The sequence below is a fragment of the Streptomyces sp. NPDC032940 genome (genome assembly GCF_040636935.1).
Lineage (GTDB): Bacteria > Actinomycetota > Actinomycetes > Streptomycetales > Streptomycetaceae > Streptomyces.
Window position 1 is genome coordinate 108,180 of sequence record NZ_JBEZVJ010000015.1, and the last position, 16,222, is coordinate 124,401.

At 72.4% G+C, this 16,222-nt stretch carries 14 protein-coding genes and 1 pseudogene; 9 read left to right on the plus strand and 6 right to left on the minus strand.

The window, feature by feature from the left end; all coding sequences use genetic code 11:
• Positions 1 to 63 precede the first annotated feature (63 nt).
• From AB0E77_RS19860 to AB0E77_RS19870, 3 genes and pseudogenes are all read left to right on the plus strand, one after another.
• Positions 64 to 1,227: pseudogene (locus tag AB0E77_RS19860) on the plus strand (adenosine deaminase); the annotation flags it as partial.
• 14 nt (positions 1,228 to 1,241) lie between these two features.
• Positions 1,242 to 1,943, plus strand: a complete 702-nt coding sequence (locus tag AB0E77_RS19865; RefSeq protein ID WP_361572353.1) for a glycerophosphodiester phosphodiesterase — start codon at positions 1,242 to 1,244, stop codon at positions 1,941 to 1,943.
• A 161-nt stretch (positions 1,944 to 2,104) separates the two neighbouring features.
• Entirely contained in the window at positions 2,105 to 3,277 is a 1,173-nt protein-coding gene (locus tag AB0E77_RS19870; protein ID WP_361572463.1) for a serine hydrolase domain-containing protein, read from the plus strand.
• 5 nt (positions 3,278 to 3,282) lie between these two features.
• On the opposite strand, the gene AB0E77_RS19875 is transcribed toward AB0E77_RS19870, so the two are convergent.
• From AB0E77_RS19875 to AB0E77_RS19885, 3 genes are all read right to left on the minus strand, one after another.
• Positions 3,283 to 3,831: an HXXEE domain-containing protein gene (locus AB0E77_RS19875; protein ID WP_361572355.1), complete on the minus strand. Its 549-nt coding sequence runs from the start codon at positions 3,829 to 3,831 to the stop codon at positions 3,283 to 3,285.
• A 12-nt stretch (positions 3,832 to 3,843) separates the two neighbouring features.
• Positions 3,844 to 5,034 (minus strand): extracellular solute-binding protein, encoded by a 1,191-nt coding sequence (locus tag AB0E77_RS19880; RefSeq protein WP_361572358.1) that lies wholly within the window; start codon positions 5,032 to 5,034, stop codon positions 3,844 to 3,846.
• A gap of 162 nt (positions 5,035 to 5,196) precedes the next feature.
• Complete coding sequence (locus AB0E77_RS19885; protein ID WP_361572360.1) at positions 5,197 to 6,636, minus strand: gamma-aminobutyraldehyde dehydrogenase; 1,440 nt, start codon at positions 6,634 to 6,636, stop codon at positions 5,197 to 5,199.
• A gap of 165 nt (positions 6,637 to 6,801) precedes the next feature.
• Between AB0E77_RS19885 and AB0E77_RS19890 the strand changes: the two genes are divergently transcribed.
• From AB0E77_RS19890 to AB0E77_RS19915, 6 genes are all read left to right on the plus strand, one after another.
• Entirely contained in the window at positions 6,802 to 7,317 is a 516-nt protein-coding gene (locus tag AB0E77_RS19890) for an Lrp/AsnC family transcriptional regulator (protein ID WP_161168497.1), read from the plus strand.
• Positions 7,318 to 7,319: 2 nt separating this feature from the next.
• The gene (locus AB0E77_RS19895; RefSeq protein WP_361572363.1) at positions 7,320 to 8,693 is read left to right on the plus strand and encodes an aspartate aminotransferase family protein; all 1,374 of its coding nucleotides are present in this window, start codon (positions 7,320 to 7,322) and stop codon (positions 8,691 to 8,693) included.
• Positions 8,694 to 8,901: 208 nt separating this feature from the next.
• Complete coding sequence (locus tag AB0E77_RS19900; protein WP_361572365.1) at positions 8,902 to 9,669, plus strand: ATP-binding cassette domain-containing protein; 768 nt, start codon at positions 8,902 to 8,904, stop codon at positions 9,667 to 9,669.
• Positions 9,651 to 11,114 (plus strand): hypothetical protein, encoded by a 1,464-nt coding sequence (locus AB0E77_RS19905; protein ID WP_361572368.1) that lies wholly within the window; start codon positions 9,651 to 9,653, stop codon positions 11,112 to 11,114. The genes AB0E77_RS19900 and AB0E77_RS19905 overlap by 19 nt, the downstream gene beginning before the upstream one ends.
• A gap of 134 nt (positions 11,115 to 11,248) precedes the next feature.
• Complete coding sequence (locus tag AB0E77_RS19910; protein ID WP_361572371.1) at positions 11,249 to 11,656, plus strand: VOC family protein; 408 nt, start codon at positions 11,249 to 11,251, stop codon at positions 11,654 to 11,656.
• A 290-nt stretch (positions 11,657 to 11,946) separates the two neighbouring features.
• Entirely contained in the window at positions 11,947 to 12,663 is a 717-nt protein-coding gene (locus tag AB0E77_RS19915; protein WP_361572374.1) for an LAETG motif-containing sortase-dependent surface protein, read from the plus strand.
• Positions 12,664 to 12,760: 97 nt separating this feature from the next.
• On the opposite strand, the gene AB0E77_RS19920 is transcribed toward AB0E77_RS19915, so the two are convergent.
• The 3 genes from AB0E77_RS19920 to AB0E77_RS19930 are packed head-to-tail and all read right to left on the minus strand — an operon-like array spanning position 12,761 to position 16,203.
• On the minus strand, positions 12,761 to 13,558 hold the full coding sequence (locus tag AB0E77_RS19920) for a maleylpyruvate isomerase family mycothiol-dependent enzyme (RefSeq protein WP_361572376.1): 798 nt from the start codon (positions 13,556 to 13,558) through the stop codon (positions 12,761 to 12,763).
• A 24-nt stretch (positions 13,559 to 13,582) separates the two neighbouring features.
• The gene (locus AB0E77_RS19925) at positions 13,583 to 14,602 is read right to left on the minus strand and encodes an ABC transporter ATP-binding protein (protein WP_361572378.1); all 1,020 of its coding nucleotides are present in this window, start codon (positions 14,600 to 14,602) and stop codon (positions 13,583 to 13,585) included.
• 2 nt (positions 14,603 to 14,604) lie between these two features.
• The gene (locus AB0E77_RS19930; protein ID WP_361572466.1) at positions 14,605 to 16,203 is read right to left on the minus strand and encodes an iron ABC transporter permease; all 1,599 of its coding nucleotides are present in this window, start codon (positions 16,201 to 16,203) and stop codon (positions 14,605 to 14,607) included.
• Positions 16,204 to 16,222: the final 19 nt, after the last annotated feature.

Genomic DNA, 16,222 nt, shown 5'->3' on the forward strand with positions numbered 1-16,222 from the left:
GCGCGGGGCCCCCTCTGTTCGAACGTCCCGTCATGCTACGGCCCGTCCCCGCCGCGCAGGGCCCCGGCCTACGATGATCCGGAGTCACCGATCAGCCGATCACCCGCGTCCCTCGGGACCCGCCCGCCCGGGCGGTACCGGGACGCCGTTCCGGGGAGGAACCCCTTGACCCAGCACCTCGTCGACCCCGACGTCCCGCGCGACCTGCACGCCTTCGTCGCCGGACTGCCCAAGGCCGAACTGCACGTCCACCACGTCGGCTCCGCCTCCCCGCGCATCGTCTCGGAACTCGCCGCCCGGCACCCCGACTCCAAGGTCCCCACCGACCCCGAGGCCCTGGCCGACTACTTCACGTTCACGGACTTCGCGCACTTCATCGACGTGTACCTGTCCGTCGTCGACCTGATCCGCACCCCGGAGGACGTGCGGCTGCTGACGTACGAGGTGGCCCGGGACATGGCCCGGCAGCAGGTGCGCTACGCCGAACTGACCATCACCCCCTTCTCCTCCACCCGGCGCGGTATCGACGAGGGCGCGTTCATGGACGCCATCGAGGACGCCCGCAAGGCGGCCGAGGCGGAGTTCGGGACCGTGCTGCGCTGGTGCTTCGACATCCCGGGCGAGGCCGGTCTGGAGTCGGCCGAGGAGACGACGCGGCTCGCCACCGACGACCGGCTGCGCCCGGAGGGGCTGATCTCCTTCGGGCTCGGCGGGCCCGAGGTCGGGGTGGCCCGCCCGCAGTTCAAGCCGTACTTCGACCGCGCGATCGCCGCGGGCCTGCACTCGGTGCCGCACGCCGGTGAGACCACGGGCCCGCAGACGGTGTGGGACGCGCTCACCGACCTGCGCGCCGAACGCATCGGGCACGGCACCAGCTCCGCCCAGGACCCGAAGCTCCTGGAGCATCTCGCCGAGCACCGGATCCCGCTCGAGGTGTGCCCGACCTCGAACATCGCCACGCGCGCGGTGCGCACCCTGGACGAGCACCCGATCAAGGAGTTCACGCGCGCCGGCGTCCTGGTGACGATCAACTCCGACGACCCGCCGATGTTCGGCACCGACCTCAACAACGAGTACGCCGTCGCCGCCCGGCTCCTCGGCCTCGACGAGCGGGGTCTCGCCGACCTGGCGAGGAACGCCGTGGAGGCGTCCTTCCTCGACGCGCCGGGCAAGGCGAGGATCAGGGACGAGATCGACACGTACACCGCCACCTGGCTCGCCTCCTGAGAGTTGCCCCCGTCATGAGCACCCCGCGCGACACGACCGCCGTAGCCCACCGCGGCGACCCCTATCGCTTCCGTGAGAACACGATCGACTCGCTGCGTTCCGCCCTGGCCCGCGGCGCGGACGCGGTCGAGGCCGACGTCCGCCTCACCCGGGACGGCGTGCCGGTACTCCTGCACGACGAGACCCTGAAGCGGCTGTGGGAGCACGACCGGCCGCTGCGCTCGCTGTCGGCCGAGGAGGTGCGGCAGCTGACGGCGGGCGGGGTGCCGACGCTGGCGGACGCGCTGGCCGCGACGGAGGGCAGCCGGGTGATGCTCGACCTGCCGGGGGCGCCGGGCGAGCGGGCGGTGGGCCGCATCGTGGACGTGGTCCGCGGGTGCGGGGCGGCGGACCGCGTGTACTACACGGCCGGCGCCGCCGCCATGCTCGCCGTACGCGCCGTCGACCCCGCCGCCGAGATCGCCCTGACCTGGACGACGGCCGCGCCGCCCCGCCCCGGGCTGCTGGCGGCGGTCCGGCCGCGGTGGCTCAACTACCGCTTCGGACTGGTGGACCGGGCCCTCGCCGACCGTGTCCACGGTGACGGTCTCCTCCTGTCGGTCTGGACCCCCGACACCCGCCGCTCCATGCGCCGCCTGCTGGCCCTGGGCGTCGACTCGATCACGACCAACCGCGTCGACGTCCTGCACGGGCTGCGCGCGGCCCGGCGCCCGTAGGGGCGACCCCTGACAAGTCCCCTCCCCCATGGGGGTCTTCCCCCACCCGGGCTCCAGGGCGGGCGCCCTCCTCACCGACGATCCCCCCGGGGGGCTCGGCACACAAGGATGATCATCGTCCTTGCCGCCCGAGCCTCTTGGAGCCGTCGATGCGTCGTCACATGACCGCGCGCACCACCGCCCTCGCCGCGTCCCTTGCCCTCGCCCTGACCGCGGCCCCCCTCGCGGCCCCGGCCTTCGCCGCACCCCACCGCTCGCACCCCCACCACTCCCCCGCCCCCGTCGCGCACACCAAGGTCTCCCCCAACGCCGACGCCCTGCGCGCCGCCGTCGACGTGGTGCCCGACCAGTACGCCACCTCGGCCCTCGTCCGGGTCGGCGGCAGCGACGGCACATGGCGCGGCAGCGCGGGCGTCCGCGACCTGGCGAGCGGCAGGCCCGCCGACCCGGACGCGCTGTTCCGCGCCGGATCGATCACCAAGGTCGTCACCGCCGCCACGGTCCTGCGCCTCGCGGCCCAGGGCCGGGTGGACCTGGACGCCCCGGTCCAGGGGTATCTCCCCGGTGTCTTCACCCCCGCCTTCGACCGGCCGATCAGCGTGCGCCAGCTCCTCGACCACACCAGCGGCATCCCGGCGGGCGACGGGCTCGGGGACGACTTCGCGGAGCTGTACGCGCACCGCTTCGACACCCTCACCCCGCGGCAGGTCGTCGCGTCGGCGATCGCGAAGGGACCGGAGTTCGATCCGGGCGATCAGCAGCACTACCTGAACATCAACTACACGGTCCTCGGTCTGCTGATCGAGAAGGTCACGGGCCGTTCGTACGCCGCCGAGGCGACCCGCCTGGTCCTGCGCCCGGCCGGCATGCGGCACACGTACTTCCCGGGCACGGACCCCCGTATCCGGGGCCCGCACAACCGCGGCTACCAGGCGGTGGAGCGTCCGGACGGGACGACGAGACTGGTCGACGTCACCGAGTGGAACCAGGCGGACCGCTGGGCGGCCGGTGACATGATCACGACCACCGCCGACCTGGAGCGGCTGATCACGTCCCTGTTCGCGGGGCGGATCGTGCCCGAGCCGCAGTTGGAGGAGATGTTCACCACCCCGCCGGGCCTCCCGGAGGCGACCCTCAGCGCGGGGCTGGAGTACAAGAAGGTCGGCGACCGGATCTTCTGGGGCAAGTCCGGGTCCCGCTACGGCTACGGCACCCTCGTCGGCGGCACCCGGGACCTCAGGCTCACCCTCGTCACGTCGATCACGTCCACGGACGCCAAGAGCGCGGAGGCCAACCCGGTCCTCGACGGGATCGCCGCGGCCGCCCTCGGCTGAACCCGTCAGCCCTTCCCGGCCCCCGTCACCCGCCGCGCCACCGCGTGCGACACGACGGTCGCCGCGCCCGCCAGGCCGAGCCCCAGGGCGAGGTCGCGCGGGCGCGAGCGGCGCAGGACGCCGGCCCGGTGCAGCCGGTGGCGGGCCCAGAGGGTGAACGGGACGACGAGCAGGGGCGAGGTCGCGGAACCGGGCGTGTAGCCGCGGACGAGTCCCGCCTGCGCGAGGTGGACCAGACCGTGCAGACCGAAGGCGTTGAGCGCGGTCTGGTACACGGCCGACCGGCCGCCGGTCAGCCGGCCCGCCGCGGAGGCCGAGGCCACGATCACGGCCATCGCCCCCACCGCGACCGCGAATTCCCGCGGCTCCACCGGCACGGCCCGCCGCCACACGGCCTCCGGCACCGCCGGGTACCGCTCGCGCAGCGCGGGCAGGTTGCGCCGCCACCAGCCGGGCACGGCCAGCAGTTCCTCGGCGTCGTGCAGCGCCCAGGCGGCCAGCAGCCCCAGCGTGACGGCGCCGCCGGCCTTTTCCTCACGCGATGAATTGATCACATGATCAGTCTGCTACACGCCCACGATCCCGTTCCACCGTTTCGCGAACTCCGCGCGCTGCCCCGACGGGATGTCCTTGGCGATCGCCAGCCGTTCGCGCATCGCCGCGTCGGGGAAGATCAGCGGGTCCTCGGCCAGGGCGGCGGTCTCCTCGTCGTCGCTGGAGGCGAGCACGTCCTGGGCGGCGGGGACCGGGCAGACGTAGTTGACCCAGGCGGCCAGTTCGGCGGCGACCTCGGGCTGGTAGTAGAAGTCGATCAGCCGCTCGGCGTTGGCCTTGTGGGCGGCCAGGTTGGGGACCATGAGGGACTCGGCCCACAGTTCGGCGCCCTCCTCGGGGACGACGAACTCGATGTCCGGGTCGTCCGCCTGGAGCTGGATCACGTCACCGGAGTAGGCCTGGCAGGCCAGGACGTCGCCACTGGAGAGGTCCTTGATGTAGTCGTTGCCGGTGAAACGGCGGATCTGGCCCTTGGCCACCTGCTTCTCCACCTGGTCGCAGACCGTGTGGAAGTCGTCGTTCTTCCAGTCGGTGATGTCCACGCCGTTGCCCTGCATCAGCAGTGCGAAGGCCTCGTCCATTCCGGAGAGCAGGGTCACCCGGCCCTTGAGGTCCTTCGCCCACAGGTCGGACACGTGCCGGATCTCCCGGCCGAGGCGGCGGCGGTTGTAGGCGATGCCGGTGATGCCGGACTGCCACGGCACGGTGTACTTGCGGCCCGGGTCGAAGGCGGGCGAACGCAGCTGCGGGTCCAGATACTCGGTGACGTTCGGCTGCCGGGAGCGGTCCATCTCCTGGACCCAGCCGAGCCGGACGAAGCGGCCGCACATCCAGTCGCTGATGACGATCAGATCGCGGTCGGTGGGCTGGTGGTTCATCAGGGACGGGCTGATCTTGCCGAAGAACTCGTCGTTGTCGTTGATCTCCTCGACGTAGTCGACGAAGATGCCGGTCCGCTTCTCGAACGCCTCGAGCGTGGGCCGCCGGCTCGGGTGCTCGTCGTCGGTGTCGATGTAGAGCGGCCAGTTCGCCCAGGTGAGCCGGTGCTGGGTGGCGGACCGGTCGGTCGCGGCGCGGTCGCCGGGGGCGACGTACGCGGCCGGCACACCGCAGCCGGCCAGCGCGCCGAGCGCGGCGGTGCCGCCCAGGCCGCGCAGCAGGGACCGGCGGGAGAGCGAGGGCTTCCTCGGGAGCAGGGGCATGGCCGCAGCATCCCGCGTCCGTCCGCGCGGCGGCAATCGACGCTGCGTCGAGCCGGTCCGCCCAGGCCGGACACCCTGTCGACCCCGGCGCGGACCCGTGCCCGCACGCACCGCGGCCCCGGACGGGGCTTCCCGTCCGGGGCCGCCTGCGGGCCGGGGCCGTCAGGCGTCCAGCGACGTCATCACGTGCTTGATGCGCGTGTAGTCCTCGAAGCCGTAGCCCGACAGGTCCTTGCCGTAGCCGGACTTCTTGAAGCCGCCGTGGGGCATCTCGGCGACCAGCGGGATGTGGGTGTTGATCCACACGCAGCCGAAGTCGAGCTTCTTGGACATCCGCATGGCGCGGCCGTGGTCCTTGGTCCACACGGAGGAGGCCAGCGCGTAGTCGACGCCGTTGGCCCACTCCACGGCCTGGTCCTCGTCGCGGAAGGCCTGGACGGTGATGACCGGGCCGAAGACCTCGTTCTGGATGATCTCGTCGTCCTGCTTGAGGCCCGAGACGACGGTCGGGGCGTAGAAGTAGCCCTTGTCGCCGACCTGGTGGCCGCCGGCCTCGACCTTGGCGTGGGCGGGCAGCCGCTCGATGAACCCGGCGACCTGCTTGAGCTGGTTGGGGTTGTTGAGCGGGCCGTACAGCACGTCCTCGTCGTCCGGCTGCCCGGTCTTGATCTCGGACGCGGCCTTGGCGAGGGCGCTCACGAACTCGTCGTGGACCGACTCGTGGACCAGCACGCGGGTGGCCGCCGTACAGTCCTGGCCGGCGTTGAAGTAGCCCGCCTCCGAGATGCCCTCGACGGCCTTGGGGATGTCGGTGTCCTCGAAGACCACGACCGGCGCCTTGCCGCCCAGCTCCAGGTGGACCCGCTTGAGGTCCTTGGAGGCGGACTCGGCGACCGACATGCCGGCCCGCACCGAGCCGGTGATGGAGGCCATCGCCGGGGTCTCGTGCTCGACCATCAGGCGGCCGGTGTCGCGGTCGCCGCAGACGACGTTGAAGACGCCCTTGGGCACGATCGAGCCGATGATGTCCGCCATCAGGACGGTGGACGCCGGGGTGGTGTCCGAGGGCTTGAGGACGACCGTGTTGCCCGCGGCGAGCGCCGGGGCGAACTTCCACACGGCCATCATCATCGGGTAGTTCCACGGGGCGACCTGCGCGCAGACGCCGATCGGCTCGCGGCGGATCATGGAGGTCAGGCCCTCCATGTACTCGCCCGCGCTGCGGCCCTCCAGCATCCGGGCCGCGCCCGCGAAGAAGCGGATCTGGTCGACCATCGGCGGGATCTCCTCGGAGCGGGTCAGCCCGATGGGCTTGCCCGTGTTCTCCACCTCCGCCGCGATCAGTTCCTCGGCCCGCTCCTCGAACGCGTCCGCGATCTTGAGGAGGGCCTTCTGCCGCTCGGCCGGGGTGGTGTCGCGCCAGGCCGGGAAGGCCGCGGCGGCGGCCGCCATGGCGGCGTCCACGTCCGCCTGCCCGGACAGGGGGGCGGTCGCGTAGGCCTCGCCCGTTGCGGGGTTGACCACTTCCGTGGTCCGTCCGTCGGCGGCGTCCCGGAACTCACCGTCGATGTAATTGCGCAGACGACGCAGCTCGGTGCTCACTGCCGGCCCTCCAAGTTCGGGTGTCCAGTAACTGAGACACCCACCCTAGACGGAGTACCGACGTTTTCAACACCCCCACTCCCCTCCGGATTGCGATATCCGCAGCTGAAGACGATCCAGACAACGAATTTCATCGATCCGGCCTTGCAAAACTGCCGATACGTCGTGCACAGTGAGGTTGTGGCCAGTCGAAGCGCAGACCCGAAGGACTCCCGCGAGTCCAGGAACGGCGGACCCCAGTTGGACGCCGTCTCCCTCGCCATCATCGAACAGCTCCAGGAGGACGGCCGCCGGCCGTACGCCGCGATCGGCAAGGCCGTCGGCCTCTCCGAGGCGGCCGTGCGCCAGCGCGTCCAGAAGCTGCTCGACCAGGGCGTGATGCAGATCGTCGCCGTCACGGACCCGCTCACCGTGGGCTTCCGCCGGCAGGCGATGGTCGGTGTCAACGTCGAGGGCGACGTGGAGTCCGTCGCCGACGCGCTGGCGGCCATGCCCGAATGCGAGTACGTGGTGATGACCGCGGGCTCCTTCGACCTGATGGTGGAGGTCGTCTGCGAGGACGACGACCACCTCCTCGAGGTCATCAACCGACGTATCCGGGCCGTCCCCGGAGTGCGCTCCACCGAGAGCTTCGTCTACCTCAAGCTCAAGAAGCAGACCTACATGTGGGGAACCCGATAATCGTGAGCACCGACAGCCCCAAGGACCTCAGCAAGGCCGCCTACGACCACCTGTGGATGCACTTCACCCGCATGTCGTCGTACGAGAACGCCCCCGTCCCCACCATCGTCCGCGGTGAGGGCACCCACATCTACGACGACAAGGGCAAGCGCTACCTCGACGGTCTCGCCGGCCTGTTCGTCGTCCAGGCCGGACACGGCCGCCAGGAACTGGCCGAGACCGCCATGAAGCAGGCGCAGGAGCTCGCCTTCTTCCCGGTGTGGTCCTACGCGCACCCGAAGGCCGTCGAGCTGGCCGAGCGCCTGGCGAACGAGGCCCCCGGGGACCTCAACAAGGTCTTCTTCACCACGGGTGGCGGTGAGGCGGTCGAGACCGCCTGGAAGCTCGCCAAGCAGTACTTCAAGCTGACCGGCAAGCCGACCAAGTACAAGGTCATCTCCCGCGCGGTCGCCTACCACGGCACCCCGCAGGGCGCCCTGTCCATCACCGGCCTGCCGGGCCTGAAGGCCCCCTTCGAGCCGCTCGTGCCCGGCGCGCACAAGGTGCCGAACACCAACATCTACCGTGCCCCGCTCTTCGGCGACGACCCCGAGGCCTTCGGCCGCTGGGCCGCCGACCAGATCGAGCAGCAGATCCTCTTCGAGGGCCCGGAGACGGTCGCGGCCGTCTTCCTCGAGCCCGTGCAGAACGCCGGCGGCTGCTTCCCGCCCCCGCCCGGCTACTTCCAGCGCGTGCGCGAGATCTGCGACCAGTACGACGTGCTGCTCGTCTCGGACGAGGTCATCTGCGCCTTCGGCCGCCTCGGCACCACCTTCGCCTGCGACAAGTTCGGCTACGTCCCGGACATGATCACCTGCGCCAAGGGCATGACCTCGGGCTACTCCCCGATCGGCGCCTGCATCATCTCCGACCGCCTGGCCGAGCCGTTCTACAAGGGCGACAACACCTTCCTGCACGGCTACACCTTCGGCGGCCACCCGGTCTCCGCCGCGGTCGGCATCGCCAACCTCGACCTGTTCGAGCGCGAGGGCCTCAACCAGCACGTCCTCGACAACGAGGGCAACTTCCGCGCCACCCTGGAGAAGCTCCTCGACCTGCCGATCGTCGGCGACGTCCGCGGCAACGGCTTCTTCTACGGCATCGAGCTGGTCAAGGACAAGAACACCAAGGAGTCGTTCAACGACGAGGAGACCGAGCGCGTCCTCTACGGCTTCCTGTCGAAGGCCCTCTTCGACAACGGTCTGTACTGCCGTGCCGACGACCGCGGCGACCCGGTCATCCAGCTCGCCCCGCCGCTGATCTCCAACCAGGAGACCTTCGACGAGATCGAGCAGATCCTGCGCGCCACCCTGACGGAGGCGTGGACGAAGCTCTGATCCCGCGGCGCTCCGGTCATCCTTCCGGATGATCATCACCGGCCCCGGTGCCGTCCGTTCGAGTGAGAAACGGCGGCCCGGGGCCGCGTGCTGTCCGGCCGCACCCCGGTGACTGCCTACGGTGCCTCGTGACCGATCGGCCCCGCCTTCGTTCCCCCGGACGGGGGAACGGCCGGGGAACAACGGATCAGAACCGAGGTGTACGCCCATGGAGGCTCCGCCGGACAACGACGTGCTCTGGGCCCGTGCCCTGCACTTCCAGCACCACGACGGCTCGCCCGCGCTGCAGGGCGTCTCGCTCGGCGTCCGGGAGGGCGAGATCCTCGCCGTCGGCGGGCCGCGCGGCAGCGGCAAGACCACACTGCTGCGGTGTCTGTCCGGGCTGCTGCGGGTGCAGGACGGCGAGGTCTGGTACAACAGCGTGCCGGTGCACACCATGGGCCCGATCGGCCGCGAACGGCTGCGCCGCGACCGCTTCGCCTGGATCGGCCCCTCCCCCGAGCTCGTCCCTGAGCTCAACGTCTGGGAGAACGCCGCGCTCCCCCTGATGCTGCGCGGCACGGGCCGGCGCCGGGCCAAGACGACCGCCCTGGAGTGGCTGGAGCGTCTCGACGTCGGCGGCGTCTCCCGCCGGCGCCCGCACGAACTCCAGCAGGCCGAACGGCAGCGGGTCTGCATCGCCCGCGCGCTCGCCGTCACGCCCTCGGTGCTGTTCGCCGACGAGCCGACGGCGCCCCTGCACCGTGCCGACCGCGCCCATGTGCTGCGGACGCTCACCACTGCGGCCCGGTCCCACAGCATCACCGTCGTCCTGGCGACGCACGACGCGCAGACCGCCGCGCTCGCCGACCGCACGGTCTCGCTGCTGGACGGGCGGCAGGTCAAGACCGTGCACCTGCCGCCGGTGCCCGAGACCCCGGTGGCCTCCTCGGGCCCCGCGACGGAAGGCCGGGCAGCGTGCTCGCTCTCCGTCTGACCCGCCGCGCCCGGATCGCCGTCCAGCTGCGCCGTCTGCTGGTCGCGGCGTTCTCGGCGGGCACGGGTTTCCTGCTGCTGTGCGCCCTCGGTCACGCGATCGGCCACCCGGGCACGCCCGGCGCCTCCGCGCTCCGCCTCGCCTGGTGCGCGGCCCCCCTCGCCGCCACCGTGTACTTCGCCGTCGCCGTGGCCCGCACCGACCCGGGCACCCGGCCCCGCTCCGGCCTGTCCGCGATCGGCCTCGGCCCCGGCCGGCTGATGGCCGTCTCCGCGACGACCACGGCCCTGGCCGGAGCGGTCGGCTCGCTGGCGGCCCTGCTCGCCTTCCTCCACCTGCGCGGCGACCTGACCGCCGCACCGTTCGACGGCGCCGCGGCCGACGCCCTCGCCGTCGGTCTGCCCCTCCCCTACCCGGCGGCGGTGACCCTCCTGACGCTGCTCCCGGCGACGGCGTCCGCCGCGGTGGCCCTCTCCCTCCGCCCCCGCGAGGCGCGCCCCGCCCGCGCCGCGAGCACCCGCGGCTACGGCCGCTTCGGCGCGTACGGCTGGGGCGCGGCCCGCGAAACCTTCGGCGCCTACGGCCGATACGGTGCCCGCCGCGCATCGGAACCGGCCACGGTCCCGGCCGTCGCCCCGACCGCCGAGGCCGAGCAGGGCTACGCCGCCGCCACCCAGCCCGCGGGCGGTCGTACCGTCGGGGCGAGGGGGGTCCCCCCGCTCGAGGGAAGCCGGGAGTGGGGGAGCGCGGGCGCTGGGGGTACGCCCTCCGGGGCAGGCACCCGGCAAGCGCCGGCACCCCACCCGACGGCAACCCCGGCGGACGACACCCCGTCCCCCATCCCGACGGACACCCCCCGCCCGACCACCACCACCCTCCCCTGGGGCATCGCCACCCTCACCGCGGGCCTCGCCATCGAGACCTACACCGGCAACACGACGCACCCCCACTCCGCCACCCCCTCCGCCGGCATCCTCCTCGGCTGGACTCTGACCGCCCTCGGCCTGGCCCTCGCCGGCCCCGGCCTCACCCACCTCTGCGGGCGCCTCCTCCAGGCGGTCCGCCCCGGCGCCCTGCGCCTCCTCGCCGGCCGCGTCCTCATGGAGGAGTCGACCCGCATCGGCCGCCCCCTGGGCGTCGTGTGCGCCGTGGCCTCCGCGGCCTACGCGGCGGTGGCCCTGTACGGCGAGGACGGGCCCGCCTCCCACCCCCTCGGCGCCCTCGGCGCCCTGGTCGTGGCGGGCGCCACGGTCGGCACCCTGCTCACCGCCGCCGTCGAGACCAAGCACACCCGCGCCGACACCGTCTCCGCCCTGCTGCGGCTGGGCGCCCCCCGGTCGACGCTCCGCGCGGCCGCCGCCGTACGGGCCGCCGCACTGCTCGCCCTCTTCGGCCCGCTGACCCTCCTCGTCGCTGCCCTGGCCGCCCTGCCCCTGTCCCGCTGACGAACGTCCGCCGGCGGACGTCCCGGCGGACTTCCCCGGAATTCTTCCCGGACCGCCGATGATTTCCGCCCCGTCCTGCGGTCCAACACTGCGAACGGCACGACACCGGCACGGCACCGACGGGAGAGGCCCCCATGTACCAGCAGATGATCTTCGTGAACCTGGCGACCAACGACATCGACGCCTCGAAGAAGTTCTTCACGGAGCTCGGCTACACGATCAACGCCCAGTTCAGCGACGAGTCCACCGCCTCGGTCGTGATCAGCGACACGATCATCGCGATGCTGATGAGCAAGGAGAAGTACGCGCAGTTCACGAAGAAGGAGATCGTGGACTCGACGAAGTCCAGCGAGGTGCTGATCGCGCTGAGCGCGGAGAGCCGCGAGAAGGTCGACGAGCTGGTGGACAAGGCGGTCGCCGCGGGCGGTTCGGTCTCCGGTGAGACCCAGGACTACGGCTTCATGTACGGCAGGGCCTTCGACGACCTCGACGGTCACACCTGGGAGGTCGCGTGGATGGACCCGGCGGCCATCGAGGGCTGAGCGGCCGTCAAGGAGTGAGCGGGGGCACGAACCGGGCACGGGCTGGTGGATCCGACACCGCCCGTGCCCGCCCCTGTCCGCCCCTGTCCGCCCCTCCTGACGGGCCGTACGGACGCGGAACGCGCTGAAACGTGTCGGCGGTTAATAAGAGGGCAAAGCCAACGCCCCTGACGGGCATATGCGTTGACACTTCTTATGGACCGCTTATAGACCAGTGAGGCTCGTGGGTGTGCTGATGCCATCAGCACCCTCTCCACCCCCCGCATCCGCGCTTCCCGTAAAGGAAAAACGTGGCAGTCCTGTCCATACTCAGCCGCACGGCGTCCCGCCGTAGCGTCCGCGCCCTCGGTGTCGCGTCGGCCACGGCGGCCCTCGCGATCGGCGCCGCCGGCAACGCCGTCGCCTGCAACATCGGCGAGTTCTCCGCCGCCGCCAAGTGCGACGGCGACAAGGGTGTCATCACCGTCACCGACGTCGACCCCGCCGGCATCCCCGCCACCGTCACCGTGTACCTGGAGAACAACGGCGGCGACGCGCAGAAGATCGACGAGCAGGTGGTCAAGGGCTCGCGCGAGGGCAGCACCATCACCTTCGCCGCGGACTGGAAGCCGAAGGCCGAGTACCGCATCCACGTGAAGGCCGGCGGCTACGTCGACGAGGACATCAAGCCGAACCTCGTCACCCCGGCGACCGCCTGCAAGACCGAGGACACCCCGTCCCCGTCCCCGACCCCGTCGCAGAGCTCCTCCGCCCCGGCCGAGGAGACCGGGACGCCGGCTCCGACACCGTCGACGTCGGCCCCCGCCGCCTCCCCGAGCGAGAGCACCGCCCCGGCGTCCGTGCCGAGCAGTGCCCCGTCCCCGGCGGCCGGTGAGTCCAACCTCGCCGAGACCGGTGCGAACTCCAACACCGGCATGATCGTCGGCATCGCGGCGGCGCTCGTCGTCGTCGGTGGCGGCGCGGTCTTCTTCGGCCTGCGCCGTCGCGGGGCGAACGGCAACAGCTGACGCCCTGCCGGCAGCGGCATCAGCTGACCTTTCGTCAGTACCGTGCGAACGGCGGCCCGTCCCCTCGGCAGGAGTCAGGGGGCGGGCCGTCGCCGTGTCAGCCGAACGACGCCCGCTTCAGCCAGAACTCCAGCAACTCCCGCTCGCCGAGCACTTCGAGACCGGGGGCGTCAAGCGGCAGTCTGCGGTAGAAGGCGAGCAGGACGTCCGTGAGGGGCCCCCGCAGCGCGACGGTCGCCTTCTCGTGCCCGCGGCGCCAGCTGAACCCGTCCTCGCCGAACTCGATCAGCCACTCCGCGTTCAGTCCGGGGGCCGCATCGGTCGCGTGCAGATGGATGCTGCGGCCGGGTCCGCGCAGTTCGTTCGCCTCGGGGTCGGTGCCGGTCCGCTGCACGAACTGCACGATCTCCAGCCATTCGTCGATCGCGTCGGCGGCCACCTCGGGCGCGACCCGGTAGGGCTGTCCCGCGGCGAGCACGGCGTCCGCGCGGTGAACGGTGACCTCGTGCGTCATCCGGCGCGCCCAGAAGCCCGCGTCGTGCCGGGCGCCCCACGACCACACCTTCGCGTCCGGCCCGGCCTCGCGCAGCGCGGCGACGACCGTCTGCCCCGACTCCGCCAGCCAGGCGCCCAGCGCGGCGGCGTCGCCCCGGGCCCCGGGGCCGGCCGCGTCCGGCACCTGCTCGTCGGGGACGTTCTCCCGGGCCCGGGTGCGCACCAGCAGCTCCGCCCAGCGCAGGGCGCCTCCCGTGTGCCGGACCAGGTCCTCCAGCGACCAGTCCGGGCAGGTCGGGACGGTGGCGGCGAGATCGGTGCCGGAGGTCACCAGGTCCCTCAACTGCTCCACCTGGTGGGCGATCTCGTCGCAGTAGCGTTCGTGTGCCGGTGACGTCATGATCCGCATCCTAGGAGCGGACGATCACCCGAGCACCACGATTTCCGTCCCGTCGAACTCCACCCCGACCGTGTCCCCGACCTCCGGGGCCGCCCGCAGCGCGCACGCCGCCTCCAGGCGCGGCGCTCCCTCCGGCTGGAGGTGGACGGCGACATGGGTACCGCGGAAGGTGCGCGCGGCGACCGTGCAGCGCAGTCCTGCGTCGGCGGGCACGATCCTGACCCCGGCGGGCCGCACGAGCACGGTCCGCGCACCCTGCGGGGCGTCCTCGGGGACCGGCACCTTGCCCCAGGGCGTGGCCGCGACCTGCCCGGCCACCGTCGCGTCGGCCACGTTGTCGAAGCCGAGGAAACGGGCCACGAAGGCGTCCGCCGGCCGCTGCCACACCTGAAGCGGCGTGCCCTCCTGGGCGATCCGCCCGTCCCGCATCACCACCACCCGGTCGGCGAGCGCGAAGGCCTCCGACTGGTCGTGCGTCACGGCGAGCACGGTGGTGCCCAACAGGCCGAAGAGCTCGCGCAGTTCCACCACGAGCCGCTCCCGCAGCGAGCGGTCGAGCTGGCCGAGCGGCTCGTCCAGCATCAGCAGCCGGGGCCGGGGCGCCAGCGCCCGGGCCAGCGCGACCCGCTGCTGCTCACCGCCGGAGAGCGCGGCGACGGAGCGGCGGGCGGCGCCCGGCAGCCCGACCAGCTCCAGCAGCTCCCGTACGTCCTGCTGCTGCCGGGACCGCGACGCCCCGTGCATGCGCGGGCCGAAGGCGATGTTGCCGGCCACGTCGCGCTGCGGGAACAGCTGGTGGTCCTGGAACATCAGCCCCACCTCGCGCTTGTGCGCGGGCACCCCGGCCTGGTCGCGCCCGTCCAGCAGCACCTGCCCGGCGTCCAGCCGCTGAAGGCCGGCGACGGCGCGCAGCAGCGTCGACTTGCCGCTGCCGCTGGGCCCCAGCACGCACACGACCTCGTGCTCGGCGACATCCAGGTCGACGGCGTCGAGCACGGCCCGCCCGCCGAAGCGGACGGTCGCGTCCCGCAGACTCAGCAGCATCGTCAGAACTCCCCGCTCCGGTCGGTGCGCAGCCGCTCCAGCACCACGAGGGCCACGGCGCACACCACCATCAGAATCGTCGACAGGGCCATCGCCTGCCCGTAGTTCATGTCTCCGGGCCGCCCGAGCAGCCGGGCCACGGCGACCGGAAGCGTCGGGTTGTCGGGCCGTGCGATGAACACGGTCGCCCCGAACTCGCCCAGCGACACGGCGAAGGCGAACCCGGCGGCGATCAGCAGTGCCCGCCGCACCATCGGCAGGTCGACCTCCCGCCACACCCGCCACGGCGAGGCCCCGAGCACCGCCGCCGCCTCCCGCAGCCGCACGTCCACCGCCCGCAGCACCGGCAGCATGGTCCGTACGACGAAGGGGACGCCGACCAGCGCCTGCGCGAGCGGCACCAGGATCCAGGAGGACCTGAGGTCCAGCGGGGGTTCGTCCAGCGCGATCAGGAACCCGAAGCCGACCGTCACGGCGGACACCCCGAGGGGCAGCATCAGCAGCGCGTCGAAGCCGCGCACCAGGCGGCCCGCGTCCCGCCGGGTCAGCGCCGCCGCCGCCAGACCGCCGACGACCACGGCGACGGCGGTGGCGGCGAGGGCGTACTGGAGGGAGTTGCCGACAGCCTCGATCGGCGGGACGAGGAAGGTACCGCCGTCCTCGTGGGTCAGCGCCCGGTAGTAGCCGAGGCCGCCGCCGAAGGACCGCTGGACCAGCACGGCGAGTGGCAGCACGACGAGGACGGCGACGGTGACGAGGACGCCCGCCAGCAGCCCCCACTGCCCGGCCCCGCGCGGCCGGCGCGCGGTGCGGGAGGCGTCCACCAGCCTGAGGGCCGTCTCGCGCCGCCGTACCGTCCAGGCGTGCACGGCGAGGATGGCGCAGACCGCCGCGAACTGGATCAGGGTGAGCACGGCGGCCGTGGACAGGTCGAAGATCTGCGAGGTCTGCCGGTAGATCTCCACCTCCAGGGTGGAGAAGGTGGGGCCGCCGAGGATCTGGACGACGCCGAAGGAGGTGAAGGTGAACAGGAACACCATCAGCGCGGCGGCGGCCACGGCGGGCCCGAGCGCCGGCAGGGTGACCCGCCGCCAGGCCCGCAGCGGGGACGCGCCGAGCATCCGCGCCGCCTCCTCCTGGCGCGGGTCGAGCTGGGCCCACAGCCCACCGACGGTGCGGACCACGACGGCGTAGTTGAAGAAGACGTGCGCGAGCAGGATGGCCCACACCGTGGTGTCCAGCCGTACGCCCCACAGCTCGTCGAGCAGGCCGCCCCGCCCGACGAGCGCCAGGAACGCGGTGCCGACCACTACCGTCGGCAGCACGAACGGCACGGTCACCACGGCCCGCAGCAGTTGCTTGCCGGGGAAGTCCAGGCGGGCGAAGACATAGGCGCCGGGCAGGGCGACCAGCAGCGTGAGCGCGGTGGAGGCGAGCGCCTGCCAGGTGGTGAACCACAGCACGTGCCGGACGTCGGACTGGGCCAGGACGTCCGCGATCCGCCCGAGCTGCCAGACCCCGTCGACCTCGAGCCCGCGCGCGACGATCGCGGCGACGGGGTAGGCGAAGAAGACCGCGAAGAACGCGACGGGACCGGCCATCAGGGCCAGCCGTGCCGCG

Bases quoted from the DNA above. Each gene is read 5' to 3' on its own strand.
- AB0E77_RS19880 (WP_361572358.1), bottom strand. From the start codon at position 5,034: ATGCCCCTGCTCCCGAGGAAGCCCTCGCTCTCCCGCCGGTCCCTGCTG.
- AB0E77_RS19925 (WP_361572378.1), bottom strand. From the start codon at position 14,602: ATGCTGCTGAGTCTGCGGGACGCGACCGTCCGCTTCGGCGGGCGGGCC.
- AB0E77_RS19910 (WP_361572371.1), top strand. From the start codon at position 11,249: ATGTACCAGCAGATGATCTTCGTGAACCTGGCGACCAACGACATCGAC.
- AB0E77_RS19900 (WP_361572365.1), top strand. From the start codon at position 8,902: ATGGAGGCTCCGCCGGACAACGACGTGCTCTGGGCCCGTGCCCTGCAC.
- AB0E77_RS19920 (WP_361572376.1), bottom strand. From the start codon at position 13,558: ATGACGTCACCGGCACACGAACGCTACTGCGACGAGATCGCCCACCAG.
- AB0E77_RS19870 (WP_361572463.1), top strand. From the start codon at position 2,105: ATGACCGCGCGCACCACCGCCCTCGCCGCGTCCCTTGCCCTCGCCCTG.
- AB0E77_RS19865 (WP_361572353.1), top strand. From the start codon at position 1,242: ATGAGCACCCCGCGCGACACGACCGCCGTAGCCCACCGCGGCGACCCC.
- AB0E77_RS19930 (WP_361572466.1), bottom strand. From the start codon at position 16,203: ATGGCCGGTCCCGTCGCGTTCTTCGCGGTCTTCTTCGCCTACCCCGTC.